This window comes from Blautia sp. SC05B48 (assembly GCF_005848555.1).
In the GTDB taxonomy this organism is placed as follows: Bacteria; Bacillota; Clostridia; order Lachnospirales; family Lachnospiraceae; genus Blautia_A.
Genome location: NZ_CP040518.1, coordinates 995,121 through 1,010,005, shown reverse-complemented (window position 1 = coordinate 1,010,005; position 14,885 = coordinate 995,121). Strand labels below are relative to the sequence as shown.

The window sequence follows — 14,885 nt, the reverse complement described above, 5'->3', positions numbered from 1 at the left end:
AAATAATAGTATTTTAATATTGTCTTTTAGTCTGAGTGATCTAACATTATTCTTACAACTATAAAAGGGAGCCGAAAAGCTCCCTCCATAGTTTGCAATCTTAAATTTTACTAACCTACCATCCTTTTGGAAACTCCGTAAAAAGAATCTTTCTGATTGCCACCTAACTTGATATATCCTCTCTGCCCATTGTATTTGAAAATCATATAGTTATTATTGTCTTTTGAACAAAATCCCTCTAAAGTAGCAACAGCACCTTTTTTTAGAGTAAAGTTAGTTTTCCCACTTGGAGAACTATAAAAAACAAGATTTTTCATTGCTACAAATTTGTTGTCATAAAAATAATTTTGGTAACCATCCTGATAATACTCTGAGGTTAATTTACTCTTGTCTTTGTAATATAAAGAAGTTGCAGCGGCTGTATCAGACACTCTTTTAAATATACCATTTGAATACACATAAGTATATTCCACATTAACTGCGCCTGTAAGATATGGTTGAATTAAGTATTTTATTTTGATCGTATTATTTCCATTAAATGCAATATCATCAAGTGTGGTGTAAGCATGTGAAAAACCACCCAATTTTTCATTTAATACTGTTTGAAATTTATTAGTTGCTTTATTATATTGAATAAAGAAATCATCTTCGGAATATGAATAACCACTTTGAACTCGTATTATCTGAATATTATTTTTTAATGCTATATAGGAAATACAAACATTATCACTCAATAATGCAAACTTCTGTGCATTTTTTCCATTTACAGATATTGATAACGTGCCATTAAATTTATTATCAGACCATCCAGTTCCTGTGGCTTGGAGATCAAGCTGATCTGCATTTCCGTCTCCTGTCAGATCAATTTTGGAATGTAATTCATGATTTCCATAGACAACATTTATCATACCTAAATTCAGCTTTACTCCAATAATAGACGTATGAGTTGGAGTGTTATTAGATGGTGTATTCGTTGTTCCTACCGTAATTTTACAAGTTGCTTTCTTCCCACTTCCATCTTTCGCTTTCACTGTAATTGTGGCAGTTCCATTTCCAACAGCTTTCACAACACCTTTAGAAGATACTGTTGCTACTTTTTTATTGCTTGAACTCCAAGTAACTGCTTTATTGTTAGCGCTGCTTGGTGCTACTGCTGCCTTTAAAGTAAGAGAACTTCCCTTTTTAAGTGTAGCCGATGTTTTATTCAGCTTTATGCTTTTTACTGGCTGCTTAACAGTAACTTTGCAGGTAAGTTTTTTGTTTTTTCCATATTTCGCAGTAATTACCGCAGTTCCCTTTTTCTTAGCTTTTACAACGCCTTTTGAGGATACTGTTGCTACACTTTTTTTACTGCTTGTCCAAGTAATTTTTCCCTTTGTTCCTGTTGCTTTCAAAATGTAAGTTTTTCCAATATTAAGGGAAATACTCTTTTTGTTCAGCTTTGCCGCACTTGCTGAAACTGGCATTACAATCACACTTAGTAACATGCACATCAATAATATTATTGATGTTTTTTTTAATCTCTTCATACTCATTTTCCTCCCTAAATCTTTTTCTTTAATAGTATCATGCTGTCCATTTTTTTACAATTGATCGTGTTGTAAATAGATATTTATTCGTAATATATAAAACAGTCATTGAACTCTCTATAATCAAATACAGATTGAGGAGTGATACGATATGAAAAACGAACAAAGCATGGCGAAGATGGCAGCAGGGTTATCACAGTCAGATTGAAGGAAGATATTTTAGCATCTTTAGACCAACTTGCCGCAGACAGCAATTATTCAAGGAATGAATTGATAAATATTATTTTAAGACATGGAATTGAAAATATAAAAATTGAATGAGAGTGGGCGCCCACTCTTTTTTCTTTGCTTTTGGAATGGTTAAATAAAAGAAAAATGTTTGAGGTTAGATTATGACAAAAGAATTTGAAGGTTCGGGACATGGAAAAAAGAAAAATCAGAAGATGAAGCCATTTCTTGTGTATCAATATCTTATGAGACACACAGACGAAAATCACGTAATTACTGGTGAAGATATTTGTTCTGCAATGGCTGATATTTACGGCATTGAAGCAGAACGAAGAGGCATTTACAGAGACATTGACGAAATAAATAAAGCTATCCTTGCTTTTGAGGAAGAGATTCCAATGGAAGAAGCAGAAGAAATGATTGAAGAAGATGACAGCTTGAAAAATATCATTTTCGATAAGCACCAAAAGGGATTCTGTATGCAGCAGAGGCATTATGATTATACAGACATTCAGCTTTTGGTTGAAAGTGTCTATGTTTCAAAATATCTGTCTGAACCGCAGGCAGAACGCTTGATAAAAATTCTATGTGAATTTGTCAGTGAGTTCCAAGAGAAGAAAATACGTCACAACGCCATTCTGACAGACAGAGTAAAAACGAATAACCCTGATGTTTTGAATAATATCGAAAAAATAGATGCTGCAATGAGTAAAGAGAATAAACACGTTCCCGAAAAAATCAGCTTTAAATATCTGAAATATTCCATTAGCAATCTGAATCAGCAGGTGGAAAGACGGCATGGCAGCAGGTATGAGGTCAGTCCCTATGCACTTCTAATCAATGATGGAAACTATTACCTTTTGGCTTATAATGATTATATAAAGGGCTTGCGGACGTATCGTGTTGACAGAATGAAAGATGTAAAACTCCTTGGAATTGAACGAGAGGGAAAAGAAGTCTTTAATAAAATCAATCTCAAAAATTATACACAGAGAGTTTTTTCTATGTTCGGCGGCGAACAAGAAAGAATCACAATTCAGTTTATCAATTCTCTTTTGGATGCGGTTGTTGACAGATTCGGAAAGAAAGGAATGCTTTACAATGTGGTAGATGATAAGCATTTCAGCATTACTGCACCTGTTGAAATCAGCGACCAGTTTTATGGTTGGGTTCTTGGCTTTGGAAACAAGGCTAAGATTTTAAAGTCTCAGAAGGTTGTTGATGGATTTACAGAGTATTTGGATAAGATCAGAAAGACATATGAGAGTTGATAAAAAGATGTTAAAAGATGTTATAAAGTTGATGGATTCTTGTTTGGGAAAAGTACCTCAGAAAAAAAGGAGGGCCGGGTCTTGGAAGGAACCCGGCAGAGTATGAAAAGAAAAATAAGTAATGATCTATAAGATGAAAAAGCTATGTGCTTTATTTGTTTAATAATATACCGTCAAAATGTGATGGAACTGTGAGAAGCGTTTTAAAAATCTGTGAGGAAAATCTAAATATCTTATAAAGTCTTATAAAATCTCTCTGTGTTTGTTGCGACGAATCTGTGATTTAACCGAATCAAGTAAGTTCCCTACGGGGGTTGCTAAGAGCAATAAGCAGTGGGTGGGGGCTTGTAAGGATGGGAAATTCTGAAATTTGTACAAAAATAGTGAAAATAAATAAGACTTTTCTAAGCCGATACGGTATAATAAATCATAGCATAAAAATCCGGAGGGGAAATGAACGATGATGGATGTGGTACACAACATCATATGAACAGATGTGGAAATTTTTCGGAGGGATATAAATGAATATATCTATATTTTATGTCCGGCGGAAAACGTAATATCCGGAAAATGGTTCAATTCTGAGGTATTCAGATAAAAAGGGAGGAGATGGCTATGGAGAGAGTATTTGAGGCGATCAATGGAGTGTTCAGCTTTATCGGTCCACTGTCTGATTTTCTGTGGGAGTTCCCCACAAATTTTGACTGGTACAGCAGTATCCCGATTCTGGGAAATATATCCTTTGCGATCATATTACTTCTTGGGTCCGGGATTTTTTTCAGTTTCAGGATCGGTTTTATGCAGGTGACTTACTTTAAAAAAGGAATCCGAACCATGACGGAGAAACGTGTTGTGGAAACAGGAATTTCGCCGCTTGCATCGTTTTTCCTGAGTTCAGCTATGCGTGTAGGACCGGGAAATATCCTGGGCGTAACAGGTGCTATTGCAGTGGGTGGACCGGGGGCCCTGTTCTGGATGTGGATATCTGCGTTTTTCGGGATGGCAGTTGCATACATGGAGGGTGTCCTTGCTCAGATTTTCAAGGAGAAGAAGGACGATGAGTTTGTAGGAGGTCTTCCTTTTTATGGGAGAAAGCTTCTTGGAAATAAGGTATGGATCGGTGTTTTTCTTTCGGTATTGTATATTCTGTATGCGCTTTGCTGTCTGCCGGCACAGGGCTTTAACGTTGTTTCATCAGTAGGACGCATGGCAGAGATCGTAACCGGAAAAACCATTCCAAGCGGATCAGCCTTCTATTATATAGTAGGTACGCTGATCGTAATTCTCACAGCAGCTATCGCATTTGGCGGAATCAAAAAAGTATCCAGATGGACAGATATGATGGTGCCGGTGATGGCAGTGCTCTATATGGTAGTAGTGTTACTTCTTATCATATTGAATTTTACCCGTATTCCGTATTTCTTCGGAAGCGTGTTTGCAGGAGCCTTTAAGCCGGATGCATTTTTTGGAGGTGTTTTTGGAACAGTTCTTGCACAGGGCGTAAAACGAGGTTTGATGTCCAATGAGGCTGGTCAGGGAACGATCACCATGTCAGCGGCAGCAGCTGACGCAAAGCATCCATGCGAGCAGGGCGTGATCGCTTCTCTGGGAGTTTTTCTTGATACTATTGTGATCTGTACGCTTACCGGATTTGTGGTAGTTATGGCACATTGCTGGACGGGAGCAGATGCGGAAAGCTGGCAGGCTCTTGACAAACTTCCCAAATATACGGAGTCCATTGCTGTGCTGACTCCGGGAACTGCAATGAACGGGATCGTTACATTTCTTGTAACCTTATGTTTCTGCCTGTTTGCATTTACCTGTCTGCTTGGAATGATCAGCTTTTCGGAAATCGCAGCAAACCGTATCCGCAAGGATAAGATATGTATTAATTTTGTACGCTGTATCGGTCTTTTTGTTGCCGCATTTGGTATTCTCTGTAATATCGCAGGACTGGAGCTTGGAAATCTCTGGGCATTTTCTGATCTTGGAAATATTCTGATCGTATTTTTCAACGTACCGATCGTTTATGTCGGTGCGAAATATGTTTTCCGGGCGACCAGACATTATAAGAAGAATGACGGTACTCCGTTTACATCGGAGATAATTGGAAGAAATGACTGCGCTTACTGGGATGAGCAGGCAAAAAAGCAGTGAAAAATTTTTCTGGAAAATAAAAAGTCCGTCGGGAGATAAAATTAGCATTGTAAAAGTGCATGTACTCATTTATAATGAGTAACAGATTCTAAAGATGTTATAAATAACAGGAGGAAAGCCTTGAAAAGAGAATTAGTTATTGTCATTGATTTTGGCGGTCAGTACAATCAGCTGGTTGCAAGACGTGTCAGAGAATGTAATGTATATTGCGAAATTTATTCTTACAAGACAGATCTTGAGAAGATTAAAGCGATGAATCCTAAGGGAATCATCCTTACCGGCGGACCAAACAGCTGCTATGAGGCAGATTCACCGACTTACCAGAAGGAATTATTTGAGCTTGGTATTCCGGTACTTGGACTTTGCTATGGAGCACAGCTCATGATGCATGTCCTTGGCGGAAAAGTTGAGAAGGCAGATGTCAGCGAATACGGTAAGACAGAGCTTCTCATCGATAAGAAAGATTCCAGGATCTTCAAAAATGTATCCGACAAAACAATCTGCTGGATGAGCCATACAGACTATATTTCCCAGACTGCACCGGGATTTGAGATCGCTGCACATACTGCAGACTGTCCGGTAGCAACTGCACAGAATGAAGAGAAGAAACTGTATGCGATCCAGTTCCATCCGGAAGTACTGCACACAGTAGAAGGAAAGACAATGCTGTCCAACTTCGTGCTTGGTGTCTGCGAATGTGCCGGAGACTGGAAGATGGATGCCTTTGTTGAACACACGATCAAAGAGATCCGCGAGAAAGTCGGTGATGGAAAAGTTCTCCTTGCCCTGTCAGGTGGTGTAGATTCCTCCGTAGCAGCAGGACTTCTTTCCAGAGCGATTGGCAAGCAGCTTACCTGCGTATTTGTAGATCATGGTCTTCTTCGCAAGGATGAAGGTGATGAGGTTGAAGGTGTATTCGGACCGAATGGTCAGTTTGACCTGAACTTTATCCGCGTGAATGCACAGCAGAGATATTACGACAAGCTTGCCGGTGTTACAGAGCCTGAAGCGAAGCGTAAGATCATCGGTGAGGAATTTATCCGTATCTTCGAGGAGGAAGCCAAGAAGATCGGTGCTGTAGATTTCCTTGCACAGGGAACCATTTATCCGGACGTTGTAGAGAGCGGTCTCGGTGGAGAATCCGCAGTGATCAAATCCCACCACAACGTAGGAGGCCTTCCGGATTTCGTTGATTTCAAAGAAATCATTGAGCCGCTTCGTGACCTGTTTAAAGATGAGGTCCGTAAAGCCGGCCTTGAGCTTGGAATTCCGGAAAGACTGGTATTCCGTCAGCCATTCCCGGGCCCGGGACTTGGAATCCGTATCATCGGTGAAGTCACCGAAGAAAAAGTACGCATCGTACAGGATGCAGACTACATCTACCGTGAAGAAGTCGACAATGCAGCCGCCGACTACAAGAAAGAACACGGAAAAGATCCGTCCTGGATGCCGAACCAGTACTTTGCAGCCCTTACAAATATGCGAAGTGTAGGTGTAATGGGAGACTTTAGAACATACGATTATGCAGTGGCGCTCCGCGCCGTTAAGACCATTGACTTTATGACTGCGGAGTCTGCTGAGATTCCTTATGCAGTACTTAATAAGGTGATGAACCGCATTATTAATGAGGTTAAGGGTGTAAACCGCGTATTCTATGATCTTACAAGTAAGCCGCCTGGAACGATTGAGTTTGAATAAATCGAGTTGCTTAAAAAAGCCAGTGTTTATGCGGGTTTCAGCGATTTCGATTAGTCTTTTGATAACAAATTGATAACAGTCATAGCAAGTGCCATTATTCTTGTTATCCAGTGGTTTATGGGTAACGGAACAATTAACAGGTGGCTTGCAGACTAAAGTTCGGAGCTTGGCTCTGAACAAATTCCATATTATAAACTAAGCCCTTAGCTGTGGTTAATAACCATAGTTAAGGGCTTTTTTGTCGTTGCCAAAGCATCTGTAGGGAGCTGCCAGTGGCAGGTCCTGTAGGTGCTTATTTATCTTTCAAGTGGTCTTTGAATGCTTCCACGAGAGCGTCACTTAATTCCTGTGATGGAACTTTTGCCCAACGCTGTGTGGTGTCGAACTCTGGATAATGGTAACGCCAGTTATCGTATTCTTCTCTGTTGATTTCTTCGGAAGATAGCTTGTCTGCCTGTTCTTTCCAAGCATACAGCATTTTGAGGAGTTCATATGCTTCTCTGCCTTTGTCCTTGTTGACCTTTAAGCATACCTCTCCGTCTGCTTCACTGACAGTAAGACCGTAAATATCTTCAAGGGTAAACAGAGTGTGCATAAGACCGATATAGCTGTCTATGTCAGGAACATCAAGAGCCTGTGGAGAAACATCAAGCACCTGTGCCAATGCATTTGTAAGGTCTGCTTTCGGTTTGCGTGTACCAGTTTCGTACTGTGCCAAACGCACATCAGCACTCTTTTCTGGAAAACCGATTGCTGTACCGAGATACTTTTGTGTCATACCACGCATTAGTCTGAAAAAATGTATTCTTTCGCTGATAGCCATAATGATACGCTCCTTTTATATTTAGTGAAATAAGTATAGCAGAAATGTTTAGTGGAAGTCAAGAAAAACCGAAACAAAAATGTTTAATATTTTCTTTGAAACCACTTGACAATAGCAAATATGTTTAGTAAAATAAATTACGAATTAAACAAATATGCTTAATGCGACAACTGAATGACCGTCCGAAAAGCCAAACCGCCAAGACCTCGTCGGAGCAAGTTCCGTATCGTTCGCTTGTGTGCAAGCACAAAAGCTCATTCGCTGCACTGCTCCTCCTCTTCCCCAAAAGTCTCCGACTTTTCGGGAACCCCTATACGAGCGAGCGCCTGATGTACTGCGGTGCATTGGGACAGCACAGCGCCTGCCGACAAGCAGGAGTGCCTGTTGGAACTTTAACACGGAGAAAGCGGCAAGCAAAAAATTATTTTAAGAAAGGAAGAAAAAGGATATGGAAAACAGATTTATCCGAGCCGAAGATGTGGCTCAGGAACTAAACGTATCAAAACCTTATGCATATAAACTCATCAGACAATTAAATGAGGAATTGAAAGCAAAGGGCTTTATTACGATTGCAGGGCGTGTAAATCGCCAGTATTTTTACGAAAGGCTCTACGGAGCAGGAAAGGGGGAAATGTAAATGCCGGTATTTAAGAATGAAGATAACGGTACTTGGTATGTGATGGCAAGGTATGTGAACTGGAAAGGGGAACGCAAGCAGAAATGCAAGCGTGGCTTTGCTACCAAACGAGAAGCACAGGAATGGGAAAGAATGTTCAAATTGCAGACTTCTTCAGACCTTGATATGAGTTTTGAAGCCTTTACGGAGCTTTATATCAATGATGTGAAGAACCGTTTGAAGGAAAACACGTGGCTTACCAAAGAGCATATCATACGCACAAAGATACTTCCGTATTTCGGGAAACTGAAAATCAGCGAGATTTCCACAAAGGAGATTATTACTTGGCAGAATGAAATGCTTGCCTATCGTGATGAGAAGAAAAAGCCTTATTCACAGACGTATCTGAAAACGCTGCACAATCAGTTGTCCGCCATTTTCAATCACGCTGTCCGCTACTATGAACTGCGTTCCAATCCTGCGGCAAAGGTGGGAAATATGGGACGTGAGGAACACAAGGAAATGCTGTTCTGGACAAAGGAAGAATACAAGAAATTCTCTTTTGAGATGATGGACAAGCCTGTTTCCTTTTATGCGTTTGAAATGCTTTACTGGTGCGGTATCCGAGAGGGCGAGCTGTTAGCTTTGACTCCGGCAGATTTCAACTTTGATAAGGAAACAGTCACAATCAATAAATCCTATCAGCGTTTGAAAGGGCAGGATGTGATTACTTCTCCGAAAACGAAAAAGAGCAACCGCACGATTAAAATGCCGAAGTTTCTGTGTGAGGAAATGAAAGAATATCTCGGTATGCTTTACGGATTGAAGAAGAAAGACCGTATCTTTACGGTGACGAAAAGCTATCTTCATCACGAGATGGACAGAGGGGCAAAGGCGGCAGGCGTGAAGCGTATCCGCATTCACGATCTCCGTCACAGCCACATTTCACTCTTGATTGATATGGGCTTTTCTGCGGTGGCGATTGCTGACCGAGTTGGTCACGAAAGTATTGATATTACTTATCAGTACGCACACCTCTTTCCGTCAAAGCAGATTGAGATGGCAGAAAAATTAGATGATTTAGGGAAAGGAGATTTTGAAAATGTCAGCTAAGAACAGAGATAACAAAAATCGTTGGAGGAATATCACAGTAGGGTTTCGAGTATCGCCCGAAGAAAACGAACTCATTAACAGAGCTGTAGCTCTATCAGGATTGCCAAAACAGGAGTATTGTTACCGCCGTTGCTTAAATCAGGATGTGGTGGTACAGGGCAATCCGAGAGTGTATAAGGCGTTGAAAACGGAATTTGCCACAGTCCTTGCGGAACTGAAAAGGATTGAAGCAGGAAAAGGTGTGGATGATGAACTGCTGAGTGTAATAGAACTGATTTCCATTATTCTCGGCGGTTTGAAAGGAGAGGATGCGAATGGAGAATAAAAAAGAAATGACTATTCCAAATGTATCTGCGGCAACAGATGCGGAACAGTCACTTTCCAAATGTACTGACAATAGTATAGTCAATCAGGATACGGATTTCAAGGGGTACGAGCAATCTTTTGAAGAAATGCAAAGGGAAATACTCAGACAGTTAGACCCTTCCTATCTGAAAACAGTATCAATGACAACGCTGTATGATACGGTGTTTGAGGTTCAGACACCACTTATCGACGGTCTGCTCCAAAGGGGAACTTACCTTTTCGTAGGTTCCCCGAAAGTGGGAAAGAGCTTTATGATGGCACAGCTTGCCTATCATATCAGCACAGGCACACCGCTTTGGGAGTATAAGGTGCGTAAGGCAACGGTGCTTTATTTTGCCCTTGAAGATGATTACCCACGTTTGCAGAAGCGATTGTTTCAGATGTTCGGTGCAAAGGAGACAGGCAATCTGTATTTCGCAACGGAATGTAAAACGGTCAATGGCGGACTGGAAGAACAGATAAGAGGGTTTATGAGGGAACACCCAGACACAGGCTTGATTATCATAGACACCTTAAAGCGTGTGCGTGAAGCAGGCGGAGCAGATTACAGCTACGCAAGTGATTATGATGTTGTGGCAAGGCTGAAAGCGTTGGCAGACAGTTACAAGGTTTCAATGCTTATTGTTCATCATACACGCAAACAAAAATCGGAAGATATATTCGATATGATTTCAGGCACGAATGGTCTGATGGGTGCGGCAGACGGTGCATTTGTTCTCAGTAAGGACAAGCGTACTTCCAACAATGCCACACTTGATGTTGCTGGCAGAGACCAGCAGGATATGAAAATCCATCTTGTAAGGGACAGCGAGCGATTGGTGTGGAACTTTGCAAAATCGGAAACGGAGATGTGGAAAGAACCGCCCGAACCTCTGCTTGAGAAGATAGCGGATACGCTCTTTTCGGAAAGTGACAGATGGGAAGGAACTGCTTCGGAACTTTGCGAAAGGCTTGCGGTGGATATAAAGCCGAATGTACTTTCTTTAAGGCTCAGTATCAACGCAAGCAGGCTGTTTCGTGATTACGGTATCCGTTATCAGAACAGCCGCACACACGACGGAAGAAAGGTTTCACTTTGGAAAGAAACCGAGCAGACGGCGTGACAAACGGTGTCAAAGGTGTCAATGTTTTTGAGAGCAGCACGCTGTGAAAAACATTGTCACCATCGTCACACTTTGACACCGGATAAAGTTTAGGGGAGTGTGCAGAGAGTGCCTTTTCAAAGGCGGCTCTTTGGTCTCGCCTGCTGGCTCGGTCGGTTCGCAGGCGTGTGTGCCACCGGCACACGCTCACCCCTCGGAGAGCCTTCGGAGAACGCAAAACCTGTTTACAGGTCGCATTTTTGATGGGTGTACCCGTCAAAAGTGCTTTTGCGTTACTTTTGACAAAAGTAACAAAACCTGAGAATGTTGAAATTTACAGATGGGAGATGAAAAAATGCAGAGAACGATAAGTGCAATGGTCGGTAAAGGCTCGGTCAATCACAATAGCCGAAAGTTCCGAGCAGAAAATGTAGACGGAACTCGTACTCATCTCAATATCGACTACTGCAATGAAAATATAAAGACAGTTTATCACGAATTGTTTGATGAAGCATTGGAAAGATACAATGCCAAGCAGATAAGGTCAGACCGAAAGATAAAAGATTATTATGAAAAAATCCGAAGTTCCAAGCAGGAAAAACCGTTCCACGAAATCATTTTACAGGTGGGCGGTAAGGGAAATATGAACGCCGATACGGAAAACGGAGAACTGGCAAAGCAGATTTTAGATGAATACTATCAGGGTTTTCAGGAGCGAAATCCACAGCTTCGGGTGTTCTCGGCTCATCTGCATATGGATGAAGCTACACCACATCTGCACATAGATTTTGTACCTTTTACCACAGGTAGCAAGCGTGGACTTGATACAAGAGTGTCACTAAAGCAGGCTCTTGCAACGCAAGGTTTTAAGGGCGGCAGTCGTGGCGATACGGAGTGGTCGCAATGGATACAGTCCGAAAAAGAACAGCTTGCGGCGGTGATGGAACGTTATGGGATTGAGTGGGAACATTTAGGCACACACGAAAAACATCTTTCTGTTTTGGATTATAAAAAGCAGGAAAGAGAAAAAGAAGTGGCGGCATTAGGTGCGAAAATCGAGCAGAAACAGATTGAATTTGATGTGTTGTCGGAACGAGTATTGAACTATGATAAGGCAAAAGACGAGCTGTCAAATCTTGAAATAGAGCTTGATACTGCACCGAAATATCAGTTGCCAGAACCAGAGAAATTTATGACTGCAAAGGCATATAAAACCAAAATGGCAGAGCCGGTTGTAAGGAAATTGAAGCAACTTGTCAAAACGGTGCTTGCCCGCTGCTTTGAGGGGTGGGACAACTATCATAGGCTGAATACAGCGAATGCACAGTTATACCGCACCAATCAGCGTTTGGAGAAAGTCAATGAAAGATTGACCGAAGAAAACAAAATCCTAAAAGCAGAAAATAAAGATTACAGCCTGCTCCGTAAGGTTTTTGGTCGCAAACAGATAGATGATTTGTTGGAGCAGGCAAGAACAGTTAAAGGTCGCAAGCGTGATAATACACGATCACGATAGACAAAAATCACAGGAGGAAAAGGAAAATGACAAAGACAATTTTTGAAGAAATGGGCGGAACTTATAGACAGGTGGGTGATTATTTATTGCCGAACATCACAGTACCAGCCGAAGAAGAAATAGAGCCGATTGGTTTATGGGGGAAACGACATGCAAGGCATTTAAAGGAACACTATAAAGTGTTATATATGAACCTGCTGACAAGCGGAAAGCTGCATAGTTATCTTGCAGAAGTCGATAAGCAAGCAGAGGATATGTTTCTTCGACTGGTAAAGGAATATGCCGACAGACAAGATGTGACGGAACAATTAAAGAAAGATAATCCCTACGAATGGATTGGAAGAATGAATAATATTCAGGCTTGTGTGAGGGAAGTTGTAGGAACGGAGTTGATTTACACATAAGCGTTTTACGGTATGGTGCTCCTGCGTTTGCTGGAGTGCTGTGGTTGTGGTTGTAAAGAGGTTGTGAAAGATTGAATTTCGTAATGGTTGGATGTATAATTAGGAAGTGAAAATTTTAATTTGCACTTCCATAAGGTGAAATGTATTGACACAAAAAATACAGTATGATAGTATTGCCATTAGAAGAAAGAAAGGCACATTTTGTGTAAGGTGAGGAAATGATTAATAGATAATTTGATTTAAGTAAGACACATATAGTTATTGAGCCTGTAGAGAATAGGTTTGTTTTGTGTACGCTTAAGTTGGATTATCGCAAGAGGCATTTCCTTTGTTTTCCTTTTGGAAAAGAAATAAGGGTCTATTTAGCGAGTCTATTTTTGCGTATGCAAAAAAGACTCGTTTTTGTGTGTTCAAAATAATAATTGGCTCAGACTTCGAAAAGGAGAAACTTTAATGTTGCAGATAAAAAAATTAAATTTAACACATAAAAAAGACCTGAGAATAATTCTTAATGATTTCAACCTTGTGCTAAATGATGGAGATAAGGCAGTTATTATTGGAGAAGAGGGAAATGGGAAATCGACATTAATGAAGTGGATATACAATCCGTCGCTTGTAGAAAACTATATAGAAGCAGATGGGGAAAGGATAATGGGACACGAACGTCTTGGTTATCTTCCGCAGGAGATGCTCGATGAAGATAAGGAAAAAACAATATACGAATATTTTTCTGAAGAGGAAATATTCTGGGAGAAAACGCCTAAAGAATTGTCTGTTATTGCGGGAAAATTTGGAATGAAAAATGATTTTTTCTACAGTAACCAGACAATGGGTAGTCTTTCAGGAGGCGAAAAAGTCAAGACACAACTTATGAGGCTTTTCATTCGCGATGTTTCTGTGCTGTTGTTGGACGAACCTTCCAATGACATCGACATTGCGACGCTTACATTACTGGAAAAAATCATAAATGACTGGAAGCACATTGTGCTTTTTATTTCACACGATGAAACGCTGATAGAGCGTACTGCCAACATGGTGATACATATCGAGCAGATTATACGAAAAACAAAGGCGAGATATACCGTGGCAAAGCTTCCCTATAGACGCTATGTGGAAGAACGGCTTCATAAATTTGAAATCCAAAAACAGCGGGCACTGAGTGACCGTAGGGAGAAAAAGATTCGCGATGAAAAATATCAAAGAGTTATGCAGAGTGTACAAGGTGCATTAAGAAGTTGTACCAGACAAGCACCGTCTGTTGCCAAAAACTTAAAGGACAAAATGCATACGGTTAAGGCAATGGAACGAAGATTTGAAAAAGAAGATGAAAATATGACTCAGATGCCGGAACAGGAAGAAGCAATCTTTGTCAAATTAGGGGATGAAAACTCACACATTCCCGCAGGAAAAACGGTCATAGAATATGAACTTTCAAAGCTTGTGACTCCGGATGGCAAAAGAATTTTAGCAGAAGGAATTCATTTAAAAATAAAAGGTTCAGAAAAAATCTGTATGATAGGAGCCAACGGGGCAGGAAAAACGACTCTTCTAAAAAAGATAGCGGAAGAACTCCTAAATCGGAATGACATTAAAGCAGAATATATGCCTCAAACTTATGAAGACCTGCTGGATTTGGATGTTACACCGGTTGATTACCTTGATAAAACAGGAGATAAAGAAGAGCGTACAAGAATTAGAACATACCTTGGTTCACTTAAATACACACCAGATGAAATGGAGCATCCGATTCGGGAGTTATCAGGCGGACAAAAGGCGAAAGTGCTTCTCTTGAGGATGAGCTTAAGTGGTGCAAATGTTCTTATTCTGGATGAACCGACAAGAAATTTTTCACCATTGTCCGGTCCGGTAATAAGAAAAATGCTCCGAGAATTTCCGGGGGCTGTCATTAGCATTTCTCACGATAGAAAGTATATTGAAGAGGTGTGCGATAAAATATATCAGCTAAATCCTAATGGATTACAGCTAATTGGTGATTGATAACAAAAAGGATGAAAGACTGACAAATTTCAGGCTTTTAGTGAGTTGGAAAGCATACAAAGATTTGAATTTGGAGGATAGATT

13 protein-coding genes are annotated in these 14,885 nt (G+C 40.6%); 11 read left to right on the top strand and 2 right to left on the bottom strand.

The genetic code is table 11. The features are described 5' to 3' along the window. Positions 1–110 precede the first annotated feature (110 nt). Positions 111–1,529 (bottom strand): Ig-like domain-containing protein, encoded by a 1,419-nt coding sequence (locus EYS05_RS04570; RefSeq protein ID WP_243119220.1) that lies wholly within the window; start codon positions 1,527–1,529, stop codon positions 111–113. A gap of 141 nt (positions 1,530–1,670) precedes the next feature. Here EYS05_RS04570 and EYS05_RS04565 point away from each other — a divergent pair, with 141 nt between their 5' ends. The 4 genes from EYS05_RS04565 to guaA all read left to right on the top strand — a co-directional run bounded on the left by EYS05_RS04565 (position 1,671) and on the right by guaA (position 6,883). Next, positions 1,671–1,850, top strand: a complete 180-nt coding sequence (locus EYS05_RS04565) for a ribbon-helix-helix protein, CopG family (RefSeq protein WP_138276699.1) — start codon at positions 1,671–1,673, stop codon at positions 1,848–1,850. 71 nt (positions 1,851–1,921) lie between these two features. Further along, positions 1,922–3,028 carry a WYL domain-containing protein gene (locus EYS05_RS04560; protein WP_138276698.1) on the top strand — a complete coding sequence of 369 codons (1,107 nt, stop codon included), beginning with the start codon at positions 1,922–1,924 and terminating at the stop codon, positions 3,026–3,028. A 615-nt stretch (positions 3,029–3,643) separates the two neighbouring features. After that, positions 3,644–5,185, top strand: coding sequence for an alanine/glycine:cation symporter family protein (locus EYS05_RS04555; protein WP_138276697.1), 1,542 nt, complete (start codon positions 3,644–3,646; stop codon positions 5,183–5,185). A gap of 120 nt (positions 5,186–5,305) precedes the next feature. Beyond that, positions 5,306–6,883: a glutamine-hydrolyzing GMP synthase gene (guaA, locus tag EYS05_RS04550; protein WP_138276696.1), complete on the top strand. Its 1,578-nt coding sequence runs from the start codon at positions 5,306–5,308 to the stop codon at positions 6,881–6,883. 292 nt (positions 6,884–7,175) lie between these two features. Here guaA and EYS05_RS04545 read toward each other — a convergent pair whose 3' ends face one another. Beyond that, positions 7,176–7,706: a helix-turn-helix domain-containing protein gene (locus EYS05_RS04545; protein WP_009247529.1), complete on the bottom strand. Its 531-nt coding sequence runs from the start codon at positions 7,704–7,706 to the stop codon at positions 7,176–7,178. 448 nt (positions 7,707–8,154) lie between these two features. On the opposite strand from EYS05_RS04545, the gene EYS05_RS04540 reads away from it, so the two are divergent. From EYS05_RS04540 to EYS05_RS04510, 7 genes are all read left to right on the top strand, one after another. After that, positions 8,155–8,343, top strand: a complete 189-nt coding sequence (locus tag EYS05_RS04540) for a transcriptional regulator (RefSeq protein WP_009247528.1) — start codon at positions 8,155–8,157, stop codon at positions 8,341–8,343. Then, positions 8,344–9,435, top strand: a complete 1,092-nt coding sequence (locus EYS05_RS04535) for a site-specific integrase (protein WP_009247527.1) — start codon at positions 8,344–8,346, stop codon at positions 9,433–9,435. Next, positions 9,425–9,760 (top strand): plasmid mobilization protein, encoded by a 336-nt coding sequence (locus EYS05_RS04530; RefSeq protein ID WP_009247526.1) that lies wholly within the window; start codon positions 9,425–9,427, stop codon positions 9,758–9,760. Before EYS05_RS04535 ends, EYS05_RS04530 begins: the two co-directional genes overlap by 11 nt. After that, positions 9,750–10,904 carry an AAA family ATPase gene (locus EYS05_RS04525; RefSeq protein WP_009247525.1) on the top strand — a complete coding sequence of 385 codons (1,155 nt, stop codon included), beginning with the start codon at positions 9,750–9,752 and terminating at the stop codon, positions 10,902–10,904. The genes EYS05_RS04530 and EYS05_RS04525 overlap by 11 nt, the downstream gene beginning before the upstream one ends. 355 nt (positions 10,905–11,259) lie before the next feature. Then, positions 11,260–12,399: a plasmid recombination protein gene (locus EYS05_RS04520; protein WP_019190307.1), complete on the top strand. Its 1,140-nt coding sequence runs from the start codon at positions 11,260–11,262 to the stop codon at positions 12,397–12,399. A gap of 26 nt (positions 12,400–12,425) precedes the next feature. After that, positions 12,426–12,803, top strand: coding sequence for a TnpV protein (locus tag EYS05_RS04515; protein ID WP_009247523.1), 378 nt, complete (start codon positions 12,426–12,428; stop codon positions 12,801–12,803). A 453-nt stretch (positions 12,804–13,256) separates the two neighbouring features. Continuing rightward, on the top strand, positions 13,257–14,801 hold the full coding sequence (locus EYS05_RS04510; protein ID WP_009247522.1) for an ATP-binding cassette domain-containing protein: 1,545 nt from the start codon (positions 13,257–13,259) through the stop codon (positions 14,799–14,801). Positions 14,802–14,885: the final 84 nt, after the last annotated feature.